This is a genomic window from Nocardioides sp. CCNWLW216, from assembly GCF_037120545.1.
GTDB lineage: Bacteria > Actinomycetota > Actinomycetes > Propionibacteriales > Nocardioidaceae > Nocardioides > Nocardioides lianchengensis.
The window spans coordinates 376,688-401,958 of sequence record NZ_JBBBBJ010000002.1; the positions used below are offsets into that span (position 1 = coordinate 376,688).

Here is a 25,271-nt window from a genome sequence, read left to right on the forward strand (position 1 = left end):
ACGCAGGCTGGAGGCACACCCAGCAACAGGAGGAACCCCATGAACGACATCCGCTCCAGCCTCGCCCGCCAGGGCCTCGTCCGCCTCCGCCAGGGCCGGGTGCTCGGCGGCGTCTGCGCCGGCGTGGGGCAGCGGTTCGGCCTCACCCCGTGGGTCTCGCGGCTGCTGTTCGTGCTGCTGCTCATGGTGGTGCCGGGCAGCCAGGTGCTGATCTACCCGATCCTGTGGGTGCTCATGCCGGCCGAGGAGAACGTGGTCTACCCGACCGTTCAGGGTCAGCCCGCCACAATGGAGGCATGACCGACCTCCCCCGGAAGGCAGTGGCGCGGACCGCACGTCTGGCCGCCCTGCCCCTGGGGTACGCCGGCCGCAGCGCGCTCGGGCTGGGCAAGCGGCTCGGCGGGCAGCCGGCCGAGGCCGTGATGACCGAGATCCAGCAGCGCACCGCCGAGCAGCTCTTCCGCACCCTGGGCGAGCTCAAGGGGGGCGCGATGAAGTTCGGGCAGCAGCTCTCCGTGCTGGAGGCGGCCCTGCCCGACGAGCTGGCCGCGCCGTACCGGGAGCAGCTGACGAAGCTCCAGGACTCCGCTCCACCGATGCCGACGCAGACGGTGCGCGAGGCGCTCGCGCGCGACCTCGGCCCGGACTGGAAGCAACGGCTGGTCTGGCTGGACGGCGGCCCGACCGCGGCCGCCTCGATCGGCCAGGTCCACCGGGGTCGCTGGCACGACGGCCGCGAGGTCGCGGTCAAGGTGCAGTACCCCGGCGCCGGCGAGGCGCTCCGCTCCGACCTGCGCCAGCTCTCCCGGCTCGCCCGCACCATCGGTCCGCTCGTGCCCGGCGTCGAGATCAAGCCGCTGGTCGAGGAGCTGCAGGCCCGCGCGGTCGACGAGCTCGACTACCGCCTCGAGGCCGAGGCCCAGACCGTCTTCGCCGACGCCTTCGCCGGCGACCCCGACATCGAGGTCCCGGCCGTGGTCGCGGTCGGGGAGACCGTGCTCATCACCGAGTGGATGGAGAGCCCCGCCTCGCTGGCCCAGGTGATCCGCGACGGCAGCCAGTCCGAGCGCGACCACTACGGCGAGCTGCTGGTCCGGTTCCTGTTCTCCGGCCCCTCGCGCACCGGCATGCTGCACGCCGACCCGCACCCCGGGAACTTCCGGGTGCTGCCGGGCCCCGACGGCGAGCCGGGCCGGCTCGGCGTGCTCGACTTCGGCGCGGTCGCCCGGCTGGAGAGCGACGGGCTGCCCGAGGCGATGGGCAGCCTGATCCGGATCGCGGGCGACGAGGACCACGCGGCGCTGCTCGACGGGCTGCGCGCCGAGGGGTTCGTCAAGGACCGGATCACCATCGACCCCGACCTGGTGCTCGACTACCTCTCGCCGTTCGTCGAGCCGACCAGGGTTGAGCGGTTCCGGTTCTCGCGGGAGTGGATGCAGGAGCAGTTCCAGCGCATCAACAACCCGCGTGACCCGTCGTTCACGGTGGCGATGCGGCTCAACCTGCCGCCGCAGTACCTGCTCATCCACCGCACCTGGCTCGGGGGCATCGGGGTGCTCTGCCAGCTCGGCGCCGAGGCGCCGTTCCGGGCGATCCTGACCGAGCTGCTGCCGGGGTTCGCCGAACCCGTCTAGACAGGTTCGCCCCGCTTCTCGCGCGGGCCGTCGCGCACTCGTGGACGAGCGCGTTGACAGTCGACCCTCCGACTCCGAACACTCTCGACCGCCTCCTTTGTTAGGTAAGGCTTACTTAAGTTGAGAGGATCCCCCCATGCCCCATCTCACGCTCGTACGACGCATCTCGCTGCTCCTGGCCGCCGTCGCGTCACTCGTGCTCGTGACGACGTCGTCGGCGTTCGCCGCGACCTCCGTCAGCCAGACCACCGGCCTGACCGACGGCCAGGTCATCACCATCTCCGGTTCCGGGCTCACCCCCAGCAGCCCGCACAAGGTCGGCGTCTGCTCGACGCAGACCTACCTGGGCATCCCGGCGTGCACCGCCGGCACCGAGGTCACCACCGACGCGACCGGCGCGTTCTCGATCAGCTACACGGCGACCAAGACGAACACCAACGTGCACAAGACGGCCCTGCCGTGGCCGCTGAACGTGCCCCAGCCGACGTCCTTCACCTGCAAGGGCGCGAGCGGCGTCGACTGCCAGCTGCTCATCACCGAGCACCCGACCGACGGCACCAAGACCACCGTCGGCACCTACAACATCACCTTCCTCTGAGGACGTGACGGGGCGGCGTTCCGGCGCCGCCCCGTCACGCACGCCCGCACCCCCGACGAAGAGAGCCCGCTCGCCCATGACCCCGCACCGTCCCCGCACCCTCACCGCGCTCGCTGCGACCCTCGCCCTGCTGGCGTCCGGGCTGGTGGTGCTCCTCGCGGCCGCCCCGAGCGCCACGGCGGCCGCGGCCCCCCTCACCGAGGGCTCGCTCGTGTGGGGCGTGAAGGCGTCCTGGCGGCGCTACATCGGGCCCTACGAGGAGGCGACCGGCGCCGGCGCCCGCGCCGAGGACGGTGCGACCGTGGCGGCGACGGAGCAGACCGAGGGCGGCATCACGCTGCCGAAGGCCTGGCGCTTCCCGGTCGAGTCGGGCACCTTCGACGCCGAGACCGGCACGACCACCCTCGACCTCGCGGGCTCACTGCACTTCCGCGCCTGGTACGGCCAGGTGGCGCCGGGCAAGTGGGGCCTGGACACCCGGTTCAGCGACCTCAGTCTCGAGATCTCCCGCGACGCCCAGGTGCTGCGGGGCACGCACACCGGCTACCTGCGCGGCGACCCGGGCGGCGAGCTGCACGTCGACGAGGACGTCGTGCTGGCCAAGTTCGACATCGCCGGGGCGCAGACGACCTTCGGGCCGCCGACCACGTCGTACGACGCGATCCCGACGACGGCCGGTCCCGGGCTCAGCATCTACGGCGAGGGCACGACGCTCGACAACACCTCCTTCAGCTACGAGGGCGCGGGCGCGCTGCCCGACCTCACCGAGCACTTCGACCTCCCCGGCGCCCCGGTCCTCGAGCCGGCCGCCCTCTACTCCACCGGCCGCACCGGGAGCGCGACGCTCCAGCGCCGGCTGCTGGTCTCCGGCGACGGGAAGCGACTCTTCGCCCTCACCACCGGCGCCGACGACGATCTGACCGTCACCGCCCTGGACGCCGCCACGATGACGCCGGTCGGCACGCCGGTCGAGCTCGACCTGCACGACCTCGCGCAGCCGCAGTACCGCTTCGCCATCGACCCGGCGACGGACACGATCTTCTACCTCGGCCTGCACGAGGGCGACCCGGTCCCGGGCAGCAACGGCGGCCTGGGCGTCGAGCACGTCGTGCACAGCCTGACCTTCGACGGCACCCGCTTCACGACCGGCGTCGTCGGCCGCCTCCGCGACAGCACCACGCGCACGGTCGGCCAGAACGTCGTCGTGTCCGGCATCGAGACCAGCCAGCTGATCTGGAACGGCGTGGAGCAGGCGCTGCTGATCGCCCAGGGGATCCCGGCCGGCCAGCGCCCCGACATCCACACCAGCGACGAGATCTACCGGTTCACCCGCGACGGCTCCGGCTGGACGCGATCGGTGACGGACTTCCGGCTGCCGAGCGTCGGCGGCCAGTGGGGCGCGGCGACCGGCGACATCTCGAGCCCGCTGTCCTCCATCCTCGAGTACGTCGAGCACCTCGCCGTCCTCGGCGACGGCTCCTACGTGCTCGCGACCGGCCAGGCGCCGGTCATCCGCCAGGACGAGGACGGGGTCGACCACTACATGGGCGCCCTGCACGTGCGTCTCACCGACGGTCCCGACCCCACCGCCGTCGTCGCCGAGATCCCCGACACGGTGCTGCCGGCGGCCTACCTGGGCACCCTCTACAACGGCTACGTCGCCGCCCGGTCGACCGGCGACGGCGGCGTGGTGCTGCACGGCGACGGCGCGTCCCTGGAGGACTTCGTGACCGTCCGGGTCGGGCCCGACGGCACGGCCGCGGCCGGCACGCCCGTCGTGGGCGAGGACATGTACGCGCCGTTCGAGATCTCGGCCCTCGGCACCTCGCTCGCCGACGACCCGACCACCGGCGGCCTGTGGGTCGCCAACCCCTACGACCTCCGGGGCGAGCAGCTGCACTGGTACGACGGCACGACCGACGTGGCCGGGTACACGATCCGTCGCTTCACCGACTACCTCTTCGGCAACTTCCAGATCCACAGCCTGCCCGACGGCTCGATCGTCGTCCCGGCGACCGACTACGACGCCGAGGACCAGCCGGTGGGGTGGCTGCGCCTGGCGAACCTCGGCCTGGCGCCCCGGGTCACCACCCAGCCGGAGGCCGTGTCCACCACGATCGCGGCCGGGGCCGCCTCCACTCCGGTCGCGTTCGACCTCGCCCTCGACCCCGCGATCGAGGCGGAGGTGCAGTGGCAGCGCAAGCGTGACGGCGAGACCACCTTCACCGACCTGCCGGGCGAGACCGGCGCAAAGCTGGCCTGGGACGCCGTACCGGCCGACGACGGCGCGACGTACCGGGCCCTGGTGAGCAACGACGCCGGGCGGATCTCGTCCGCCGAGGTCGGCCTCGACCTGGCCTACGCGCCGCACGTGGTCCAGCAGCCGTTCGACGTGCGCACCGAGCCCGGGACCAGCGTCGAGCTGTCCACCCTCTGGGAGGCCAACCCGGAGGCCACCACGATCACCTGGCAGCGCAAGGTGGGCGGCTTCTGGACGCCGGTCGTCGAGGACGACGACCTGCTGCTGGGTGAGACCAGCCTGACGATCCGCGAGACCGCGGTCGACCAGTCGGGGGCGCAGTTCCGGGCCCGGCTGACCAACGCCGTCGGCTCGACGTTCACCCGGGTCGCGACCCTCACCGTCGCCGCGCCGCCGAGCGGGCCGGCCTCGCTGTCGGAGGTCCGGCTGGAGTGGACGGGCAGCGAGGAGATGCAGGTGGCTCCGCCGTTCGGCGGGTCGTCGTACTTCTCGGCGGGCGTCTCCGACGGCACCGAGGCCACCTACCGCGCGAGCTCCGGACCGGTGTCGGTGCGCCAGCGCGGGACGGCGGGTGAGACGGCCGCGACCTGGGCGACGCGGGCCGCGCACGTCGACGCCGACCCTGCCACCGAGCAGGTCGTCGTCCTGGAGGACGGCACCGGGACCCTCGCCGCGGACGGGTCCGCGCGCATCGGCTGGCGCGGGTCGTGGACCGTCAACTTCTACGGCGGCATGGTGCCGTTCACGGTCACCGACCCGGTCCTCGCGGTCCGGGCCGACGGCTCCGGGGTGCTCACCGGCGACCTGTCGGGCTACGGCTCGAGCCAGGAGAACCCGAACGAGAAGACGCCGGTCCCCCCGGTCGCCGACGTCGAGATCTCCACCTTCGACGCCGCGACGTTCGACCCGGCCGGGTTCGAGCTCCAGCCGGACTACGCCGGGGTCACCGTCGCCGTACCCGAGGGCGCGGCCGCCCAGGTCCGCACCGGCTCCGACTGGGGGGCCTGGCCGCAGCGGTTCGTCGACTTCCACGGACGCACCGGGCTGTCGTCGTACTGGTACTCGTCGGGGGGTGCCGCCGACCCGCACAAGCCGGGCGCGCCGATCACGATCGGCGCCGCCGAGCTCGGGCCGGTCGTGGAGCCCGCGCCGGTCGCCCCGCGCATCACCCGGCAGCCGACGAGCGCGCGGGTGACCGTCACCCGGCCGGCCGGGTTCACGGTCGCGGCGACCGGGGACGACCTCCGCTACCAGTGGCAGCGCCGGATCGGGTCGACCTGGATCGACCTGCCCGAGCAGCGTGATGCCCGACTGGTGCTCGACGGGGTGACCCGCGGGGACGACGGCGCCGGCCTGCGCGTCAAGGTCGCCAATGCCGCCGGGACGGTCGTCTCCCGCACCGTCACGCTCGACGTGGCCGCGGCCCGCGCCCGGGTGCGCCTGAGCGCCCGCCCGGGTCCGCGCCCACGGCTCGCGGTCCGGGTGAGCGACCCGATCGCGGCCGTGGCGCGCGGCACCGTCGCGGTGCGGGTCGACGGGCGCACCGTCGGTCGGGTCCGTGTGACCGGCGCCGGCCCGGTGCGCTACCGCCTGCCACGGGGGCTCGCCGCCGGCAAGCGCCGGGTCGTCGTGGTCTTCACCCCCGCCGAGCCCGGTCTGTTCACCGGAGCCCGGGCGGCCAGGACGGTGCGGGTGACGCGCTGACCTCCTCGGCCGCTCAGGTCCGGGCCTGAGCGGCCGATGGAACCACGTGCCCTCCCTCTCCTCGTGGCGGCGCTGGCCCCGTTGGCTGCCCCGCGGCGGCTCGTTGCCCGAGCCGGCCTGGCAGACCCGGCACCGCGCTGTCCTGTTCCTCCTGTGGGGGCACGTCGTCGCCGTCCCGGCGTACGCCGTCCTGCGCGGCAACGGGATCGGCCACGCCTGGGTGGACGCGGCCCCGGTCCTGATGGCGGCGATGCTCGCGACCTTCGTGCCGACGCGCCGGGTCCTGCAGGCTTCCGTCGCGGCCGCGGGCCTGATGATCAGCTCGGGCGTCATCGTGCACCTCTCCGAGGGGCTCGTCGAGGCGCACTTCCACTTCTTCGTCATGATCCCGGTGATCGCGCTCTACGAGGCGTGGGCGCCGTTCACCCTCGGCGTGGTCTACGTGCTCGTCCACCACGGGGTGATGGGCACCTCCGATCCCCGCGCGGTCTACAACCACCCGGCGGCCTGGGAGCATCCGTGGCTCTTCGCCGTGGTGCACGCCGCCTTCTTCGCCTGCGCCTCGATCGCCTGCGTCGTCAACTGGTGGCTGCACGAGCGCGCGCGGGACGCGGCGCAGGCCCAGACCCGGCTGCTGTCCACCATCGTCGACTCGCTCCAGGAGGGCCTGGCGGTCGTCGACCGCGAGGAGCGGGTCCTGCTGCGCAACCCGGCCGGGGTCGCGCTGCTGGGTGGGAGCGACCACCGGGCCCGCGGCATCGGCCCCGCCGAGGGCTACGGCCTCCATCACCTCGACGGCCGCCCGGTCGCCCGGCACGAGCTGCCCCACGTGCAGGCCCTGGCCGGGCACCGCGCGCGGGACATCGACCTGGTGGTCCGCAACGAGGGCGTCCCGGACGGCCGGGTCCTCACGTTCTCGGCGATCCCCCTGCCCCCGGACGGGGACGAGGGACCGGGCGACGTCGTCGTGGTCTTCCGCGACGTCACCGAGCGGCACCGGGCCGAGCAGGCGCTCACCGCCGCCCTCGTGACCGAGCAGGAGGCGGTGGAGCGGCTCCGGGAGCTGGAGCGGACCAAGTCCGACTTCGTCTCGACCGTCAGCCACGAGCTGCGCACGCCGATCACCAGCATCATCGGCTACCTCGAGCTGCTGACCGAGGGGGCCGTCGGAGACCTCGACGCCCCCCAGCTCGCCCTGGTCGGCCGGGTCCACCGCAACGGCCAGCGGCTGCTGACGCTGGTCGAGGACCTGCTGACCCTGTCCCAGATCGAGTCCTCGCGCCTGACCATCAACGCGGTCCCGACCGACCTGCGCGACGTCGTCTCGTCCGCGGCGGAGGCGGTCCTCTGGATGTTCGAGAACCGGTCGCTGGAGCTGGTCATCGACGTACCCGACGCCCCCGACCACCACGAGATCGACCCGACCCAGCTGGAGCGGATGCTCGTCAACCTGCTCACCAACGCCGTGAAGTTCACCCCGGACGGTGGCCGGATCGGAGTGCGCCTGAGCATCGGCGACACCACGTCGACGCTGGTGGTCACCGACACCGGGGTCGGCATCCCGGAGGCCGAGCAGCACCGGCTCTTCACCCGCTTCTTCCGCTCCTCGACCGCCACCGAGCAGGCGGTCCAGGGCACCGGCCTGGGGCTGACCATCGTGCAGGCGATCGTGACGCTCCACGGCGGGACGGTCGAGATCGCCTCCAGCCCCGAGCGGGGCACCACCGCCACCGTGCACCTGCCGCGTCGGCCAGGGGTCGCGCTCGACTCCCGGGTGCGGCGGCGGGCGTTGGCGAGCCGCTGAGTCTGCGGTCTTCGCGGATCCGCGGACCGGGGCGCCCGAGGTCGCGTTCGAGGTCGACGGCCGCGAGTACCGCACCAAGCCGGCGTACGACGAGCGCTGGTGCCACCTGCGCCACGAGGACGCCGCGACGGTCTACTACGACCCCTCGTCACCCCAGGACGGTCGCCTGGACCGGTACGGCGCGACGGTCGTCTGGCTGCTCCTCGGAGCCGTCGCGGCCCTCGGGACGGCAGCGCTGGCGCTGGTCGCGGGCCGTCGGGCCACCCCGACCGATGGCGCGCCGGACGGGCCCGGCCCGCTGCCCTCCTCCGCCCGGGTCCTCGCCCTGTCCTGCCTGGTCACCCAGGCGGTCGCCCTGGTCGACCACGGGACCCGGCAGGGCGGCGACCTCGGACTCGTGGTCAGCGTGGCCGCCGGAGCCGTCCTGGTCGGCTGGTTCGCCGCGGGCACCCTCCGCGCCCGTCCCGTGCGGTCCGTCCTCGTGGCCGTGTTCCTGATCCTCGGTGCGCTCGTCGGCGCCGGGAACCTGGCCGAGGCCGCCTCGTCCTCCGCCTCCGAGGTGGCCGAGGCCCTGGCCGTCCTCGTCCTGGGGATCACGCCCCTCGTCGCCCTCCTGCGCTTCCGCACCACGTCCTGGTACGCCTGGCACCGGCGGCACCCAGGAACGGTGGGGCCGGACATCTCGTCGCTCGTCCTGGTCGCCATGCTCGTCGGCGCCCTCAGCGGGCTGTCCGCCCCGGCTCCGGAGGGCTCGCCGTTCCGGCTGGAGGTCAGGGTCTAGAGGCCGGGAGGACCTCCGGCGGGTCGAAGCAACGCACTGCTGGCGGCACCCCGTCGTACGGCGTCACCTCGACGAGCGTGGTGCCGGGGCTCGGGCCCTGCGACAGCGACGAGGCGCCGCGGTCGGCGGTGAGCACGTTGGGGTTGCCGTGCCGGTCCAGGGACCCGGCGACGCCGGGGGTCTCGGGGTCGAACCAGGCGCCGGTTGCGAGCACCACCACGCCGGGCCGCACGTCGGCCGTGAGGACCGCCCCGGCCAGGCAGGCGCCACGCTCGTTGTGGATCCGTACGACGTCGCCCGCGGCGATCCCGCGCGCGGCCGCGTCGGCCGGGTGCAGCAGCACCGGCTCGCGGCCGGCGACCTTGCCGGCGCGACTGTGGGCGGCGTGGTCGAGCTGGCTGTGCAGCCGGCGGGACGGCTGGTTCGAGACCAGCGCCAGCGGGAACCGCTCGGCCGCGGACCCGCCCAGCCACTCGGCCGGCTCGTACCACCGCGGGTGCCCGCCGCAGTCGGGGTAGCCGAAGGAGGCGATGGTCGCGGAGGTGATCTCGATCCGGCCCGACGGCGTCGGCAAGGGGTACGACGCGGGGTCCTCGCGCAGCCGGGCGAACGACCAGCGCTCGTCGGGGGCCGGCTCGGGCGTCTCGACGGAGCCGAGCGCGCGGAAGTCGTCGTACGACGGGAGCGGGACGCCGTCCTCGGCCAGATTCGCGACGGTCCGGTCGTAGAGCTCGCGCACCCACGCGTCGGCGGTGCGCCCCTCGGTGAAGGTCTCGCCGAAGCCCAGCCGGGAGGCCAGCGCCGAGAACACGTCGTAGTCGGTCCGCACCCCGGCCGGCGGCTCCGCGACCCGCGACATCGCGGTGATGGTCAGGTCCATCATCCCGGCGGCCAGGTCGTCGCGCTCCAGGGTCGTGGCGATCGGGAGCACGATGTCGCTGAACCGCGCGAGCGGGTTCCAGTAGGCCTCGTGGGCGATGACCGTGTCGGGCCGCTGCCAGGCCCGGACCAGGCGGTGCAGGTCCTGGTGGTGGTGGAACGGGTTGCCCCCGGCCCAGTAGACGAGCCGCAGGTCGGGATAGGTGCGCCGTGCCCCGTCGTAGTCGTACGGCGTACCGGGGCCGAGCAGCGCGTCGGCGATCCGGGCGACCGGCAGCGGCGACCCGACCGGGTTGACGCCCTGCGGGAGGGAGGCGATCCGGTGCCGCCGCGGGCGGACCCCCATCAGCGAGATGCCGAGGCCGCCGGCGTACCCGCCTCCGGGACGACCCAGCGAGCCGGACATGGCGGCCAGCACCACGCCCATCCAGTGCGCCTGCTCGCCGTGCTGCATCCGCTGCAGCGACCAGGTGACGTTGATCGTGGTCCGGCTCCGGGCGATCCGCTCGGCCAGCTCGACGACGGTCATCGGCGCGATCCCGCAGGTCGATGCCGCCCACGCGGCCGACTTGGCGACGCCGTCGTCGCGACCGAGCAGGTAGCGCTCGAACGGCTCCCAGCCGACGCAGCAGCGGGTCAGGAAGTCCTGGTCGTGGCGTCGGGTGCGCAGCAGCTCGTGGGCCAGCCCGAGCATCAGCGCGACGTCGGTGCCGGGTCGCGGGGCGATCCAGTCGGCCCCGAGCGCGGGGTCGGCGTCACCGCGCAGCGGGGAGACGGTCACGAACTGCACCCCGGCGGCGCGGGCTCCTCGCTGCCAGGCCGGCTGCCGGTGCCGGGCCACGCCACCGGCGTTGGCGAAGGCGTTCTTGGCGGCGGTGCCGCCGAAGGAGACGACCAGCTCGCCGTGCTCGATGATCTCCGGCCACTGCACGCCCCGCTCGGCGAAGCTCCACGAGTCGCCGCCGATGACGTGCGGCAGCACCACCTCCATCGCCCCGGCGCTGTAGGAGTTCACCGACGCGGTGTAGCCGCCGCCCATCGTCAGGAACCGGTGCACCTGGCTCTGCGCGTGGTGGAACCGGCCGGGGCTGCCCCAGCCGTAGGAGCCGCCGTACACCGCCTCGTCCCCGTGCGTACGTCGCACCCGCGCCAGCTCGGTCGCCACCAGCTCGAGCGCGCGGTCCCAGGAGACCGCGACGAACGGCTCGCTGCCCCGGGCCCCGTCGGCCGGCCCGGGGCCGTGCTCCAGCCAGCCGCGTCGGACCATCGGCGAGGTGATCCGCAGGGGTCCCTCGCGGACGTCGAGCATCCCGTCGGCGAGCCCGTTCGGGGAGCCGTCGTCGGCCACCGGGTCGAGCGCGACCGGTCGCCCACCCTCGACGCGGACGTCGTAGGTGCCGAAGTGGGTGACCGTGCGCCTCAAGGTCAGGCCGGGCGGAAGGAGTCGTGCGCCTCGCGGGCCGCGTGCTTGATCATCACGTGCTGGGTGACGGTGTACTCCAGGACCGCCTCGTGGCTCATGTCCTTGCCGAAGCCGCTGCCCTTCACCCCGCCGTGCGGCGCCTCGGAGGCGATCGGCAGGTGGTCGTTGACCCAGGTGACCCCGGCCTCGATCCGGTGCGCGACGCGCAGCGCCTTCCCGACGTCGACGGTCCACACCGAGGAGGCCAGCCCGTAGGCGCTGTCGTTGGCCTGGGCGACCGCGTCGTCCTCCGAGGTGAAGGTGCCGAGGACCAGCACCGGCCCGAAGACCTCCTGCTGGACGATCTCGGCGTCCTGGGCGGCACCCCGGAGCAGCGTCGGCGGGTAGTAGCCGCCGGGCCCGTCGGGGACGACACCGCCCGTGACCAGCTCGGCGCCGGCGGCGACCGCCCGGGTCACGAAGCCGTGCACCCGGTCGCGGTGCTCGACCGAGACCAGCGGACCGATGTCGGTCGCCGGGTCACGCGGGTCGCCCCAGGTCACCGAGGCCATCCGCTCGCGGAGCAGGTCCGCGAACTCCTCCGCGACCGAGGCCTCGACGTACACCCGGGTGGCGGCGGTGCAGTCCTGCCCGGTGTTGTACGTCGACGCCATGGTCAGCGCGCCCGCGGCGCCCTCCAGGTCGGCGTCGGCGAACACCAGGGCCGGCGCCTTGCCGCCCAGCTCGAGGTGGACGCGCTTGGTGGCCGAGGCGGCGGTCTCCATGACCGCCCGGCCGGCCCCGGGCGACCCGGTCACCGAGACCATCGCGACCCGTGGGTCGGCGACCAGCGCCTGCCCGACGTCGGCCCCGCCGGTGACGACGTTGAGCACGCCCGCCGGCAGCCCGGCCTCGGCGGCCAGCTCGGCCAGCCGGACGGTGCTGCGCGGGGTCTGCGGGGCCGGCTTGAGGACCATCGTGTTGCCGGCGGCCAGCGCCGGGCCGATCTTCCAGATGGCCATCACCAGCGGGAAGTTCCACGGCGCGATGCCGGCGACGACGCCGAGCGGGCGGCGTACGAGCATCGAGGTGAAGCCCTCGCTCAGCACGCCGGCGCCGGTGCCCTCGAGCGAGCGGGCGGAGCCGGCGAAGAAGCGCAGGTTGTCGGCGGCGAACGGCAGCTCGCCGTCGCGGAAGACCGGGACCGGCTTCCCGGTCTCGGCCACCTCGAGGTCGGTCAGCAGCTCGGCGTCGGCCTCCAGGAGGTCGGCCAGCCGGAGCAGCACCCGGGCCCGTTCCCCCGCCGTCCGGGCCGACCAGGCGGGGAACGCGGCGGCCGCCGCGTCGACGGCCGCGCGAACGTCGTCGACCGAGCTCTGGGCGACCTCGCCGATCACGTCTCCCGTCGCCGGGTCGACCAGGGTGGCGGGAGTCCCACCGCCGGGGCGGCTGGATCCGTCGACGTGCAGTCCGTTGAGCATGAGCGGTCCTTAGCTGTTGAAGCCGACGCCGAAGCGGTCCATGGTCCGCAGCAGCGCGCCGCGGCGGCCGGTGCGGTCCTCGCGGGCCAGCGCGGCGCGGGTGGTCTGGACGGCGGCCCAGCGCACGGGCTCGGGTGGGAAGGGGACGGGACGCCGCTGCACCAGGCTGACCGCGGTCCGCTCGGTCTCGCGGCCGGCCAGCAGGTCCAGCGCGACCCGGGCGCCGAAGCGCGACGAGGCCACGCCGAGGCCGGTGTAGCCGACGGCGTACGCCACGCGGCCGGCGTACGCCGTGCCGAAGACGGGCGTGAACCGCGACGTGGTGTCGATGATCCCAGCCCAGCGGTGCGTCATCCGGACGTCGCGGAGCTGCGGGAAGGTGGCGTAGAACTGCTCGGCCAGCAGCTGGTGCGACCTCTCGCGCTGCTCGCGGCCGGCCTGGGTGCCGTTGCCGTAGTAGTAGACGGCGTCGTAGCCGCCCCACAGGATCCGGTCGTCGGCCGTGCGCCGGTAGTAGTGGAACTGGTTGCCCGCGTCGGTCAGCCCCTGCCCGTCGGCCCAGCCGATCGCGTCGAGCTGGCCGGTGGTCAGCGGCTCGGTGGCCAGGACGTGGTCCCAGACCGGCAGCACGTAGGCCCGGATCCGGCGCAGCAGCGGCGGGAACGCGTTGGTCGCCAGCACCACCTGGCGGGCCCGGACCACGCCGTGCTCGGTGCGGACGGCGACCCGGTCGCCGTCGCGCTCCAGCGAGCGCACGGGCGACTCCTCGTGCAGCGTCGCGCCCCGGCGGCAGGCGACGTCGCGGAGCCCGGTGGTCAGCCCCCACGGGTCGACCAGGCCACCGCCGGCGGTCCGGACCCCCGCGAGGTACGACGGCGAGTGGACGTCGGCCCGCACCTCCTCCGCGCTCAGGTAGGTGGACCTCTCGCCGTGCCGCAGGTTGAGCTCGTGCGCGGCCCGCAGCGCCTCGACCTCGTGCGGCCGGGTGGCGATGGCGGTCTTGCCGCACAGCCGCAGATCGGCGTCGATCTTCTCGCGGTCGACGAAGTCGTCGATCTCGGCGACGTTGGCCCGGCCCAGCCGGAGCAGCTCGGGCAGCTCGGCCGGCCAGGTGGCGATCCCGTGGGCGAGCCCGTGGGTCAGCGACTCGGACAGGAAGCCGCCGTTGCGGCCGGACGCGCCGGACGCGACGTGCGAGGCCTCCAGGACGACGACGTCCCGGTCCGGGTCCTCCTCCAGCGCGTGGATCGCCGCCCACAGGCCGGTGAGGCCGGCGCCGACCACGACCAGGTCGGCCGTGCGCTCCCCGGACAGCGGCTCGCTGACCGCGCCGGTGTCCCGGCCCTCCCACCACACGGGCAGCGGGCGGGCGCTCGCGAGCAGCTCGGTCATGCGAGGCCCTCGCCGACGGCGACCTCGTGCTGCCAGGCCAGCCCGACGGGCGTCCCGCGGACCGCCTCGGTGGCGCCGTGCTCGGTCACCAGGAACGGCTTGGCCTGACCGGGTACGTCGACCGCGACGGTCGACGTACCGCCCTGGAACTGGGTGTCCGCGACGGTCCCGTCGAGCCGGCCCGCGCCGGGCGCGACCAGCCGGACGTCCTCCGGGCGGACGACCAGGTGCTGGCCGGTGGACGGACCGGGCAGCAGGTTGCTGGTGCCGATGAAGTCGGCGACGAACAGGTTCGCCGGGTTCCGGTAGAGCTCCAGCGGGGTGGCGACCTGCTGGACCCGGCCCTCGGCGAGGACGGCGATCCGGTCGGCCATCGACATCGCCTCCTCCTGGTCGTGGGTGACCACGACGAAGGTGATGCCGACCTCGTGCTGGAGCCGCTTGAGCTCCAGCTGCATCTCGGCGCGGACCTTGCGGTCCAGGGCGGACAGCGGCTCGTCGAGCAGCAGCAGCCGGGGCCGCTTGACGATGGCCCGGGCCAGGGCGACCCGCTGGCGCTGGCCGCCGGACAGCTGCGCCGGGCGCCGCTTGGCCATCGCGGTCAGGCCGACCGTCTCCAGGACCTCGTCGACGCGCTGCGCGATCTCGGCCTTCGGCAGCTTCTCGCGCTTCAGGCCGTAGCCGATGTTGGCGGCCACCGAGAGGTGCGGGAAGAGCGCGTAGGACTGGAACATCAGGTTGACCGGGCGCTTGTTCGGCGGCAGCGCGAGCAGGTCCGAGCCGCCGAGCAGGACGGCTCCGCCGTCGGGGTGCTCGAAGCCGGCGATCGAGCGCAGCAGCGTGGTCTTGCCGCAGCCGGACGGGCCGAGCAGCGCGAAGAACTCGTTCTCGGCGATGGTCAGCGAGACCCCGTCGAGGGCGCGGACGTCGCCGAAGGACCGGCTGACCTGCTGGACTTCGAGCAGCGGAGCGTTCATGACTTCTCCTTCGGGCGGATCGCGCGGGCCGCGACGACCACGACGAGGACGCTGATCACGACCAGCACGGTCGCGAGGGCGTTGATCTCGGGCGTGACGCCGGTGCGCACCATCGCGTAGACGGTGATCGGCAGGGTCTGGGTGGTCGGGCCGGCGGTGAAGTAGGCGATCACGAACTCGTCGAGCGAGAGCGTGAAGACCAGCAGCGCACCGGCGATCACCGCGGGGGCGATCGAGGGCAGGGTGACCAGCACGAACGTCGAGAAGGCACCGGCGCCCAGGTCGCGCGAGGCCTCCTCCAGCGCCGCGTCGGAGCCGGCCAGCCGGGACCGCACGACCGCGACGACGAAGGCGGTGCCGAAGGCCGCGTGGGCCAGCAGCACGGTGAGCGCGCTCTTCGGGATCCCGGCGGCGTAGAAGAACGCGAGCAGGCCGATGGCCAGCACCAGGTCGGGCAGGATCGCGGGCGCCATCGCGGCCGCCTCCAGCATCTTCGACCGGGTGTGCCGGGCCAGCCCGACCGCGAGCAGGGTGCCGAGGACGGTGGCGATGACCGTGGCGCCGGCGGCGATGCCCAGGGAGGTCACCACGGCCGAGATCAGGTCGCTGTCGCGGGCCAGCTCGCCGTACCAGCGGAAGCTGAAGCCGCCCCAGGAGTACGCCGAGCCGCCGCCGTTGAACGACATCGCGACCAGCACCAGGATCGGCACGTAGAGGAAGGCACCGCACAGGACGAGCGGCAGCCACAGCCAGCCGAGCCCCTGGCGGGCCCCGGCCCTAGCCACGGGCCGGACCTTCCACGCGACGGGTGACCCAGGCCTGGCCGAGGAAGAGCAGCACCAGCAGGACGACCACGATCATCGCCAGCACCGAGCCGAACGGCCAGTCCTGCGCCTTGAGGAACTGGTCGCGGATCAGGTTGCCGACCATCACGGTCTTGCCGCCGCCGAGCAGCTCGGGGACCACGAAGTTCCCCAGGCTCGGGACGAAGACCAGGATCGAGCCGGTGACCACGCCGGGCATGGTCAGCGGCAGCTGGACGCCGAGGAAGGTGCGGACCCGGCCGGCGCCGAGGTCGGCGGAGGCCTCCAGGAGGTCCTCGTCGACCTTCTCGATGGCGGCGTAGAGCGGCAGGATCATCAGCGGCAGGTAGGAGTAGACGAGCCCGACGACGACCGCACCCGGCGTGTAGAGCAGGGTGAACCGGTCGTCGGTGACGCCGATCCCGACCAGCAGGTCGTTGAGCAGTCCCTGGCTGTTGAGCAGCACGATCCAGGCGTAGACCCGGATCAGGAAGTTGGTCCAGAACGGCACCACGACCAGCACCAGCGCCACCGTGCGCCACCGCGGCGGCAGCTTGGCGATCGCGTAGGCCGTCGGGTAGCCGATGAGCAGCGCGAGCAGGGTGGCCAGGAAGGCCAGGCCGAGCGACTCGCGGAACACCTCGAGGTAGACCGAGTCGGTGACCCGGCTGAAGTTGTCGAGGCTCAGCTCCCACTCGACGCCGCCGAAGCGGCCCCGGCGCGCGAACATGTAGGCGGTCACGAGCAGGACCGGCGCCGCCACGAGGGCGGCGTAGAACAGCAGGCCGGGGCCCAGCAGCACGGCGGGCTCGATGCCGCGGCGCAGCCGGGCTCCGAGGTGGTGTCGATCCAGCCCGCCGTGCTGCTCGGTGGAGTTCATCAGGACGCCGTGACCTCGGTGATGATCTGGTTGTAGAGCGCGGCCGCGTCGTCACCGACGTCGGTCATGTTCTCGCCCGACAGCATCTCCTCGCGGCGGGTGCCGAGGGTCTCGTACTGCTCCTTCAGCTCGGCCGGCACCAGCTCCAGCGCGGCCTCGTTCGGGATGTTGTAGAGGATGTTCTCCTCCACCCAGGCGTGCGTCTCGGCGTCGAGGATGGTGTCGATGAAGGCGTACGCCGCCTCCTTGTTCTTCGAGGACTTCAGCACCGCGATGCCGTCGGTCCACAGGTCCGAGCCCTCCTCGGGGACGACGAACTTGATGTTCTCGTCCTCGCCGGTGCCGTAGTTGCACCAGCCGTCCCAGGCCTCGGTCATGGTGGCCTCGCCGCTGATCAGCCGCTCGTAGAACGTCGAGTCGTCGTAGGCCAGCAGGTTGGGCTTGGCCGCGACCATCAGCTCCTTGGCCTCGGCCAGCTCGTCCTCGTCGGTGGTGTTGACCGAGTAGCCGAGCGCCTTGAGCGCGGGCAGCATGGCCCAGCGCTCGGTGCCCATCATCGTGACCTTGCCCTTGTTGGCGTCCGTGGGCTCGAGCAGGTCGCGCCAGCTGGTCGGCGCCTCGTCGACCAGGTCGGCGCGGTAGCAGATGCCGGTCGTGCCCCAGGTGTACGGCGCCCAGTAGGTCGCGCCGTCGACCTCGGCCGTGTCGGTGGCCGCCGACTCCAGGTTGCCCCAGTTGTCGAGGAGGTCGGTGTCGAGCGGCTCGATCAGGCCGGCCTTGGAGAGCGCCTCCAGGTAGGGCTGCGACCCGAAGACCACGTCGAGGCCCTCGCCACCGGAGCCGGTCACCTTGGCGACCATGTCCTCGTTGGTGGCGTGCGAGGTGATCTTCACCGTCGCGCCGGTCTTCTCCTTGACCCGCTCGGCGATGTCCTCGGGCATGTAGGCCTCCCAGTTGGAGACCACGATCGTCTGCTTGCTCAGGTCGGCGTCGGGGTCGAGCGCTGCGGGCTCGGCCGACGAGCCGTCGTCCCCGCCGCAGGCGGCGAGGACGAGGGTCACGGCGGTCCCGAGAACGGCGGCCGTCGCGATGCGACGCGGCCGGCGGTTGATGGTGGACATGGCTCTCTCCGATGTGATCGGACCCCTCACGGGTCGCCTTAGGCCGGAAACCTTGCACGCGGGTTCAGGAAATGCAATGGCTGAAACACAGACGTTTCATGCCGATCTGGACCATTCACTGAAGGGGGGTTCAATTTCTTTGCCTTGGCTGGCAGAGTGCCGCCCACGCCCGATCGACCCCCGAGATGACGTGAGGAACGCCCATGGCCGTCGGCCGCAAGCAGCGCCGCGAGAACCTCCTCGCCGCCGCCCGGCGCGCGGTCGCGGAGCACGGGGCCGACGTACGCCTCAAGGACGTCGCGGACGTCGCCGGCCTGACCTCCGGGGCGATCCTCTACCACTTCCCCGACGTCCAGACGCTGCTCGTCGAGGCCAACCGGGCCGGCATGGAGCGCTTCTACGACGAGCGGCTGCGGGCGGTCAGCGGGCCGATGACCCCCGACCGCAAGCTGGTCGTCACGATCGCCTCCGGCCTGCCGCTCGACTCCGACGACGAGGAGGTCCGGCTCTTCTGCGAGCTCGGGGGCGCGGCCGGTCGCTACCCGCGATACGCCGCGATGCTGACCTCGCTCTACGACCGCCAGGTGGCGATGTACCAGGTGATCCTGGAGGACGGCGCCGCCTCGGGCGTCTTCACCCTGGCCCAGCCCTCGCTGACCGTGGCCCGCAACATCGTCGCGCTCGAGGACGCCTACGGCTACCGGATGGTGGCCCACCACCCGACCATCGACCAGGTCGTGGCGACCCGCCTGATCCTCGACTACGCGCGGCTGGCCACCGGCCACGCGCTCGACCAGCCCGACCCGTCCACCCTCGAGGCAGGAGCCCTCGCATGACGCAGCTGACCGTGCTCTTCCTCCCCGAGTCCGCCTACGGGCCGACCAACCAGTGCATCGGGCTGGGCGACCTGCTCCTCAAGCGCGGGCACCGGGTGGTCTTCGCCAGCGAGTCGTCCTGGGCCGGCAAGCTCGCCCCGCTGGGCTTCGAGGAGCGGCTGGTCGACCTCGCGGCCCCCGACCCCGACGCCGGCGAGGAGGACGCGGGGCAGTTCTGGACCGACTTCATCGCCGAGACCGCGCCGGAGTTCCGCAAGAGCACCGCCGAGCAGCTCGAGACCTTCGTGCAGCCGACGTACCAGGCGCTCATCGACGGGGCGAGGTACGCCGAGCCGGCCCTGAAGGCGATCCTCGCGGAGGTGCGGCCGGACGTCGTGGTCGAGGACAACGTGGTGATCTTCCCGGCCCTGACCACCAGCGGCGCGCCGTTCGTCCGGATCGTCTCCTGCAACCCGCTCGAGGTGCCCGGCCCCGGCGTCGCCCCCGGCCTGTCCGGCCTGGCCCAGGCCGATCCGGCCTCCTGGACGCCGTTCCGCGAGGAGCTCGAGCGCACCCACCGGGAGACGTGGGAGTCGTTCAACGCCTGGGTCGTCGAGCAGGGTGGGGCACCCCTGCCCGACCTGGAGTTCATGCCGCGCGACAACGCAGCCAACCTCTACGTCTTCCCGGAGGAGGCCGACTACCTCGCCGACCGGCCGCTCGACGGCTCGTGGACCCGGATGGACTCCAGCGTCCGTCTCACCGACGAGGAGTACGACGTCCCCGCGGCCGTCGCCGACCGCCCCGAGGGCAGCGCGCTGATCTACCTGTCGCTCGGCTCGCTGGGCGGCGCCGACGTCGCGCTGATGCAGCGGCTGGTCGACGTGCTCGGGACGACCCCGCACCGGTTCATCGTCAGCAAGGGCCCCCAGGCCGACCGGATCGCGCTGGCCGACAACATGGTCGGCGAGCAGACCCTGCCGCAGACCAAGGTCATCCCGCAGGTCGACCTGGTGATCACCCACGGCGGCAACAACACGACGACCGAGGCGCTGCACTTCGGCAAGCCGATGATCGTGCTGCCGCTCTTCTGGGACCAGTACGACAACGCGCAGCGGGTCGACGAGCTCGGCCTCGGCATCCGGCTGGCGACGTACGCCTTCACCGACGAGGAGCTGACCGGTGCCGTCGAGAAGATCCTCGCCGACACCGACCTGCGGGCCTCGGTCGCCGCGCTCGGCGAGCGGATCCGGGCCCGCGACGGCCTGAAGGTCGGCGCCGACGTCATCGAGCGGGTCGGCCTCGACCACGTCGCGTCACGGGCCTGACGCGCGCGTGATCGTCCTCGACCGGCTGACGCTCGCGCCGGGTCTGGTGCTGCTCGTCGTCGACGACGGCGACGGCCTGCCCCGACCGGTGCCGTGGCTGGTCGACGGGGACCGGCGCGCCACCAGCGGGGAGGGCGCGGCCACCGCGCTGGTCGCCCTGCTCGGCGGCGGCAGCCGCGCGCTCGGACCGTTCCGGGTCACCACCTGGCATCACGAGACCGTCGCCGGCGAGCGCTCCTTCGGCGTCGACCAGACCAACGAGTCGGTCGTCGTCGGCGAGAAGGCCGTGGTCAAGTGGCTCCGCGCCGCCGAGCCCGGACCACATCCCGCGCCGAGCGTCTTCGACGCCCTCCAGCGGCACCGCTTCGACGGCATGCCGACGCCCTGGGGGCTGCTCGAGTGGTCCGCTCCCGGGGACGCGGCGCCCCGGCTTCTGGCCACCGTCGACAGCCTGCTCTCCGGCGCCGTCGACGGCTGGACCTGGACGGTCGGCGACCTGCGCTCCGCCGTCCTCGACGAGTCGTACGACGGCGTCCGCGAGACCGGTCGCCGGCTCGGCGACCTGGTCGGCCGGATGCACGCGGCCCTGGCCGAGGACGGGGTCTCCGCCGCCACCGCGGACGACCTCGCCGCCTGGGAGGCCGGCGCCGATCGCGACCTCGAGCAGGCCCTCGCCGCCACCACCGGCGACACCCACGACCTGCTGGCCCGGCGCGCCGTCGCGCTCCGGGCCGAGACCCGGGCCCCCGCCCACGCGCTCGGGACGCCGCTGATCCGCGTGCACGGCGACCTGCACGTCGGCCAGGTGCTGCGCCGGGGCACCGGCGCGGACGCGACGTACGTCGTCACCGACTTCGACGGCAACCCGGTGGTCCCCACGGCCGAGCGGCTGCTCCCCCAGCCGCCGGCCCTCGACGTCGCCGGGCTCGCGCAGTCGATCAAGCACGCGGCCCTGGTGCTGCGCCGCCACGAGCCGCACCACGACCTCGCCACGGTCACCGCCGCCGCGGAGGCGGCCGAGGACGCGTTCCTGACGTCGTACGCCGTGACCGTCGCGACCGCCGGGCACCCGCGGCTGGTCCAGCCCGCGCTCGTGCGCGCCTTCCGGCTGCGCCAGGTGTGCCGCGAGTTCAGCTATGCCGCCGCGCATCTGCCGCGGTGGTTCTACGTCCCCGAGGCGGCGCTCCCCGCGCTGCTGCCCCTCCCGGAGGAGAAGCCGTGAAGCCCGCCGAGTTCCTGGCCGACCTGCAACGCAAGCCCGAGGCCCTGCAGCACCTCGCCGAGGGGCTGCGCGCCGCCGACCCCTGGGCCGGGCTGGGCTTCCTGCCCGAGCGGGTCGTGCTGGTCGGCATGGGCTCCTCGACGTACGCCGCGGGCGTCGCCGCCGCCCGGATGCGGGCCCGCGGCCTGGTGGCGGTGGCCGAGCTGGCCAGCAGCGACCTGCTCCCCGCGTGGGGCGCCGGCACCCTCGTGGTCGCCATCTCGGCGACCGGCGGCTCGAAGGAGACCCTCGACGCCCTCGGGCGGGTGCACCCCGACGCGACCGTCGTCGCGCTGACCAACACCCCCGGGTCGACGATCACCCAGCGGGCCTCCTGGACCGTCGACCTCGAGGCCGGGCCGGAGCCGGGCGGGGTCGCCTGCCGCTCCTTCCAGCACACCCTCGCGCTGCTGCTCGCCCTGGAGGCGCACCTGCTCGGCGAGCCGGTGGACGCCGTCGCGGACACCGTGAGCGCCGCCGCGGAGGCGTCGTCGCACCTGCTGTCGACCTGGGGCGACTGGGGGCCGACCGTCACCGGCCTGCTCGACGGCCCGGCCGGCGCGCACGTCGTCGCCCCGGCCCGACGGCTGTCCTCGGCGCAGCAGTCGGCGCTGATGCTGCGCGAGGGCCCCCGGCGCGCGGCGGTCGGCTGCGAGGCGGGCGACTGGGCGCACGTGGACGTCTACCTCACCAAGAACACCGACTACCGGCTGCTCTCGTACGCCGGCTCCGCGTGGGACGACGGCATCCTGGAGTGGACGCTGCCGCGCTCGACCACCGTCGTGTCGGTCGGCGGCGACCTCGAGGGGGCGTCGTACACGCTGCGCTACCCGGGCGACACCGACGACGACGTCCGGCTGCTCAGCGAGGTGCTGGTGGCCGAGCTGGTCGCCGCGCACCTGTGGCTGGCGGGCTGATCACAGCCGCAGGTGCATGACGTGCAGGCCGACGTACCCGTGCCCGGCTGAGCGGAACGCCTCGGGGACGGTGCCGACGATGCGGAAGCCGAGGTCGGTCCAGAGCCGGACGGCGGCGGTGTTGGTCTCGACGACGGCGTTGAACTGGATCGCGCGGTAGCCCTGCTCGCGGTGCCAGGCGATCACGTGCTCGCCGAGCGCCCGACCCACTCCGCGTCCGCGGGCCTCCGGGGCGACCATGAACGACGCGGTGCCGACGTGGTCGCCGCGGCCGGGGCGGTTCGGGCCCATCTTGGCGCTGCCGAGGACGACGCCGCCCTCCTCCGCGACCACCGTCGCGCCGGGTGGCTGCTCCAGCCACCAGCCCCGTCCCGTCTCGACGGTCAGGTCGAGCGGGAAGGCGTAGGACTCCCCCGCCTGGACCGTCGCCTGGAAGAACGGCCAGATCGCCGGCCAGTCGTCGGCGGCGGCCGCGCGGATCCTCACCCGACCTGGCCGTCGATCGACTCCCGGATCAGGTCGGCGTGCCCGTTGTGCCGCGCGTACTCCTCGATCAGGTGCACCAGGATCCAGCGCAGGTTGGCCCGGGTCTGGGCGTGGTGGTTCGGGATGACCGCGAGGTCGTCGAGGCGCGCGGCGGCGTACACGCGGTCGGCTGCGGCGCGCTCCGCGTCGTACAGCGCCCAGAGCTGGTCGGGGGTGTCGTCCTTCGCGCTGTGCCAGTCCCAGTCGCCGTCGGCGCGCCAGTCGACGCTCGCCCACGGCTCGCCGGGCTCCTGGCCCAGGAAGACGCCGACGCTCCACCAGTTCTCCACGTAGGCGAGATGCTTGACCATCCCGCCGAGGGTCAGCGGGGACGGCGGGTGCGGCGTGTCGAGCTGCTCGGCGGTGAGGCCGCTGCACTTCTGGCGGAGGACGTCGCGATGGTGGTCGAGGAAGTGGAGGAGCGTGGCGCGCTCGTCGCCGGACTGGGTCATCCGGTGACTCTCGTGCCCGGGTCCCGGTCGGTCAAGCAGTATTCGGGGCCGGCGGGCGGCCGCAGCACCGTCCACTCGTCGTGCTCCGCGAGCACCTCCGCCCCGAGCGCGACGTGCCGGGCGGTCTCGGCGGCCCGGTCGGTGCACGCCAGGTCGAGGTGCCCGGTGACGGCCGGCTGGGGATCGTCGAGGCGCTGGAGCAGGATCCGCACCGCCATCGCGGGCGGGCGGAGCAGGTGGACGAACTCGCGTCCACCGATCCGCGCCGACCAGCCGGTCAGCCGACGCCAGAACTCCAGCTCGGCCTCCCAGAGGTCCGGCGGCACGTCGAGGCAGACCTGGTCGACCGACGAGCGATGGCTCTGTCCGGTGGGGCCCCCGGGCCAGGTCGCCGGCGCGGCGCGGACCGTCGCCCGCTCGGTCACGAAGCAGAACGCGAAGCCCCCGGGCGACGACAGCACGGCGTACCCGTGGTCGGCCACGAGCCGCGCCCCCAGCCGGACCGCGTCCTCGACCGCCGGCGCCACCGCCGGGACGTGCAGGTCGAGGTGGACCCCCGACGGCCCCGCCTCCAGGCGCTGCACCTTCAGGTGCACGTCCGCACCGGGCGGGAGGTACGACGCGAACTCGCCGTGATCGCCGCGCGGCTTCGACAGGCCGTGCCCGGTCACGCCGCGCCAGTGCCGCACCGCGGCCGGGTGGTCCGCGGGGGCGAGGTCGAGGAACGCCGTGAGCCAGGTCGGGGTCACGGGGCCGCTCCGCCCGTCACGAGCGCCAGGGCCCGCAGGGACGCCATGACGGTGGTCCCGGCCGTCACCGCGACCGTCCTCCGCGAGCTCCGTGCCGTGGTCGACTCCACACGCACAACCTAGTGCGTGGAGCCGCAGGTCCTCCGGCCCGTTCTGCTCCCGGCTTCGCCCGGCTCTTCCTCCTCGTCATGGTGGGTGGCCTGATCCTCATGGTTCGCGTCCTGGTCTGGAGCGTCCGCCTGGACAGGCAGGACTCCGCAGCCAATCGCTTCTTGGAGCGACACGCACGAGCGCTCTGCTGGACGTGCGGTCCCGCGCTCCTGATCGTGCTCTGGACCACGAGCTCGTTCAGCTGGTGGACGCTCATCCTCACCGGCGTCGCGGCCGTCGCGGCGATCGGTGATCGGTGATCTCAGCGAACGGCGATCGCCCACCGATGGAGCCACCGGTGACAGCCACGGGGCCCGTCGAGGCTGAGCCCGCCCCCTTCGGCGGGGATCGGGGGATCGGCTCGCGGCGTACCAGCGGGGGCTCAGGGCAGGCAGACTTCGCGCATGCTCACCCCCGGACCCGACGGACCGCCCGCACGCACCCCGCAGGAGGTGTGGGCCGAGTGGACCGCCGCCACCGAGGCGGAGGACGTCGCGGTCGCCGACCGCTGCGCCGCCGAGCTGACGGAGGTCGCCCCCGACTCGTACTTCGCCTGGTTCGAGGCGGGCATGCACGCCAAGGCCCGCCGGGACTGGGCGCTGAGCGCCAGCCGGAACGAGCGCGCGATGCCGCTCTTCGGCGAGGCCGAGGCGGCCGAGCTCGGCAACGGCGACGCCGACCCGGCGGCGTGGAACCTCGGCATCGCCGCCACCGCGCTGGGTGACTGGGAGCGGGCGCGACGGGCGTGGACGGCGTACGGCGTCGCGGGGCTGGACGGCGGCGCGGAGCCGATCGACGTGGACTTCGGGGCGGTCCCGATCCGGGTCAACCCCGACCAACCGAGCCTGTCGCTCCAGGTCCTGCCCGAGCACGGCACGACCGAGGTGATCTGGTGCTGGCGTCGCAGCCCCGCCCACGCGGTCGTCGCCAGCGTCCCGCTCCCGGAGTCGGGGCACCGCTTCCGCGACGTACTGCTCCACGACGGCCAGCCGACCGGGACCCGGCAGCTCGGGGACCAGGAGGTACCCGTGTTCAACGAGCTGGAGCGCCTGCACGACTCGGGACTGCCGACCTGGCAGGCCGAGGTGGAGGGCACCACCCCCGAGGACGTCCGGGCACTGAGCGACCTGGCCGGGCGACGCGGGCTCGGGGTCGACGACTGGTCGGCGATGCGCTTCCTGTGTGTCGCCTGCTCCCACGGCTCGCCGGGTCCCGGTCACTCCCACGCCCCCGCGCCCACCGCGACCACCCGTCTCGGCCTCGCCGGACACGCGCCCGACCTCTCGGCGTGCCTGCAGGAGTGGACGTCCACCCGATCGGGCGTGTCCGTGCTGACCCTCGACCTGCTCTGGTAGCGC

21 protein-coding genes and 1 pseudogene are annotated in these 25,271 nt (G+C 73.6%); 12 read left to right on the plus strand and 10 right to left on the minus strand.

Going from position 1 to position 25,271, the window contains the following annotated elements; translation table 11 throughout:
- The first annotated feature begins 39 nt into the window (after positions 1-39).
- The 7 genes and pseudogenes from V7S47_RS06305 to V7S47_RS06330 all read left to right on the plus strand — a co-directional run bounded on the left by V7S47_RS06305 (position 40) and on the right by V7S47_RS06330 (position 8,781).
- Complete coding sequence (locus V7S47_RS06305) at positions 40-300, plus strand: PspC domain-containing protein (RefSeq protein WP_336560768.1); 261 nt, start codon at positions 40-42, stop codon at positions 298-300.
- Positions 297-1,634 (plus strand): ABC1 kinase family protein, encoded by a 1,338-nt coding sequence (locus V7S47_RS06310; RefSeq protein WP_336560769.1) that lies wholly within the window; start codon positions 297-299, stop codon positions 1,632-1,634. Before V7S47_RS06305 ends, V7S47_RS06310 begins: the two co-directional genes overlap by 4 nt.
- Positions 1,635-1,770: 136 nt before the next feature.
- Positions 1,771-2,232 carry a neocarzinostatin apoprotein domain-containing protein gene (locus V7S47_RS06315; protein WP_336560770.1) on the plus strand — a complete coding sequence of 154 codons (462 nt, stop codon included), beginning with the start codon at positions 1,771-1,773 and terminating at the stop codon, positions 2,230-2,232.
- Between the two features lie 76 nt (positions 2,233-2,308).
- Entirely contained in the window at positions 2,309-6,196 is a 3,888-nt protein-coding gene (locus tag V7S47_RS06320; RefSeq protein WP_336560771.1) for an HtaA domain-containing protein, read from the plus strand.
- A gap of 46 nt (positions 6,197-6,242) precedes the next feature.
- Entirely contained in the window at positions 6,243-8,000 is a 1,758-nt protein-coding gene (locus tag V7S47_RS06325; RefSeq protein ID WP_336560772.1) for a sensor histidine kinase, read from the plus strand.
- Between the two features lie 43 nt (positions 8,001-8,043).
- Positions 8,044-8,166: pseudogene (locus V7S47_RS25680) on the plus strand (DUF3592 domain-containing protein); the annotation flags it as partial.
- Between the two features lie 240 nt (positions 8,167-8,406).
- Positions 8,407-8,781, plus strand: coding sequence for a hypothetical protein (locus V7S47_RS06330; RefSeq protein ID WP_336560773.1), 375 nt, complete (start codon positions 8,407-8,409; stop codon positions 8,779-8,781).
- On the opposite strand, the gene V7S47_RS06335 is transcribed toward V7S47_RS06330, so the two are convergent.
- The 7 genes from V7S47_RS06335 to V7S47_RS06365 are packed head-to-tail and all read right to left on the minus strand — an operon-like array spanning position 8,771 to position 17,716.
- Positions 8,771-11,083 carry a molybdopterin-dependent oxidoreductase gene (locus V7S47_RS06335; RefSeq protein WP_336560774.1) on the minus strand — a complete coding sequence of 771 codons (2,313 nt, stop codon included), beginning with the start codon at positions 11,081-11,083 and terminating at the stop codon, positions 8,771-8,773. The genes V7S47_RS06330 and V7S47_RS06335 overlap by 11 nt on opposite strands.
- Before the next feature lie 2 nt (positions 11,084-11,085).
- The gene (locus tag V7S47_RS06340; protein ID WP_336560775.1) at positions 11,086-12,543 is read right to left on the minus strand and encodes an aminobutyraldehyde dehydrogenase; all 1,458 of its coding nucleotides are present in this window, start codon (positions 12,541-12,543) and stop codon (positions 11,086-11,088) included.
- A 9-nt stretch (positions 12,544-12,552) separates the two neighbouring features.
- Positions 12,553-13,935 (minus strand): NAD(P)/FAD-dependent oxidoreductase, encoded by a 1,383-nt coding sequence (locus V7S47_RS06345; RefSeq protein ID WP_336560776.1) that lies wholly within the window; start codon positions 13,933-13,935, stop codon positions 12,553-12,555.
- Positions 13,932-14,912, minus strand: a complete 981-nt coding sequence (locus V7S47_RS06350; protein WP_336560777.1) for an ABC transporter ATP-binding protein — start codon at positions 14,910-14,912, stop codon at positions 13,932-13,934. The genes V7S47_RS06345 and V7S47_RS06350 overlap by 4 nt, the downstream gene beginning before the upstream one ends.
- Positions 14,909-15,697, minus strand: coding sequence for an ABC transporter permease (locus tag V7S47_RS06355; RefSeq protein ID WP_211753009.1), 789 nt, complete (start codon positions 15,695-15,697; stop codon positions 14,909-14,911). Before V7S47_RS06355 ends, V7S47_RS06350 begins: the two co-directional genes overlap by 4 nt.
- Positions 15,690-16,595 (minus strand): ABC transporter permease, encoded by a 906-nt coding sequence (locus V7S47_RS06360; protein ID WP_336560778.1) that lies wholly within the window; start codon positions 16,593-16,595, stop codon positions 15,690-15,692. The genes V7S47_RS06355 and V7S47_RS06360 overlap by 8 nt, the downstream gene beginning before the upstream one ends.
- Positions 16,595-17,716, minus strand: coding sequence for a polyamine ABC transporter substrate-binding protein (locus V7S47_RS06365; protein WP_336560779.1), 1,122 nt, complete (start codon positions 17,714-17,716; stop codon positions 16,595-16,597). The genes V7S47_RS06360 and V7S47_RS06365 overlap by 1 nt, the downstream gene beginning before the upstream one ends.
- A 203-nt stretch (positions 17,717-17,919) precedes the next feature.
- On the opposite strand from V7S47_RS06365, the gene V7S47_RS06370 reads away from it, so the two are divergent.
- Genes V7S47_RS06370 through V7S47_RS06385 form a run of 4 tightly spaced genes read left to right on the plus strand, consistent with a single transcriptional unit; the run spans position 17,920 to position 22,037 of the window.
- Positions 17,920-18,552 (plus strand): TetR/AcrR family transcriptional regulator, encoded by a 633-nt coding sequence (locus V7S47_RS06370; protein WP_336560780.1) that lies wholly within the window; start codon positions 17,920-17,922, stop codon positions 18,550-18,552.
- Entirely contained in the window at positions 18,549-19,859 is a 1,311-nt protein-coding gene (locus V7S47_RS06375) for a glycosyltransferase (RefSeq protein WP_336560781.1), read from the plus strand. The genes V7S47_RS06370 and V7S47_RS06375 overlap by 4 nt, the downstream gene beginning before the upstream one ends.
- Positions 19,860-19,866: 7 nt before the next feature.
- Positions 19,867-21,081, plus strand: coding sequence for a phosphotransferase (locus V7S47_RS06380; RefSeq protein ID WP_336560782.1), 1,215 nt, complete (start codon positions 19,867-19,869; stop codon positions 21,079-21,081).
- Complete coding sequence (locus V7S47_RS06385) at positions 21,078-22,037, plus strand: SIS domain-containing protein (protein WP_336560783.1); 960 nt, start codon at positions 21,078-21,080, stop codon at positions 22,035-22,037. The genes V7S47_RS06380 and V7S47_RS06385 overlap by 4 nt, the downstream gene beginning before the upstream one ends.
- Here V7S47_RS06385 and V7S47_RS06390 read toward each other — a convergent pair whose 3' ends face one another.
- From V7S47_RS06390 to V7S47_RS06400, 3 genes are read right to left on the minus strand one after another with little or no spacing between them, the layout of a single operon-like run.
- Positions 22,038-22,523 (minus strand): GNAT family N-acetyltransferase, encoded by a 486-nt coding sequence (locus V7S47_RS06390; RefSeq protein ID WP_336560784.1) that lies wholly within the window; start codon positions 22,521-22,523, stop codon positions 22,038-22,040.
- A complete protein-coding gene (locus tag V7S47_RS06395) occupies positions 22,520-23,014 on the minus strand; it encodes a DinB family protein (RefSeq protein WP_336560785.1) in 495 nt (164 codons plus the stop codon). The genes V7S47_RS06390 and V7S47_RS06395 overlap by 4 nt, the downstream gene beginning before the upstream one ends.
- Positions 23,011-23,763 carry a VOC family protein gene (locus V7S47_RS06400; RefSeq protein WP_336560786.1) on the minus strand — a complete coding sequence of 251 codons (753 nt, stop codon included), beginning with the start codon at positions 23,761-23,763 and terminating at the stop codon, positions 23,011-23,013. Before V7S47_RS06400 ends, V7S47_RS06395 begins: the two co-directional genes overlap by 4 nt.
- 554 nt (positions 23,764-24,317) lie before the next feature.
- Between V7S47_RS06400 and V7S47_RS06405 the strand changes: the two genes are divergently transcribed.
- On the plus strand, positions 24,318-25,268 hold the full coding sequence (locus V7S47_RS06405) for a hypothetical protein (RefSeq protein WP_336560787.1): 951 nt from the start codon (positions 24,318-24,320) through the stop codon (positions 25,266-25,268).
- The last annotated feature ends 3 nt before the right edge of the window (positions 25,269-25,271 follow it).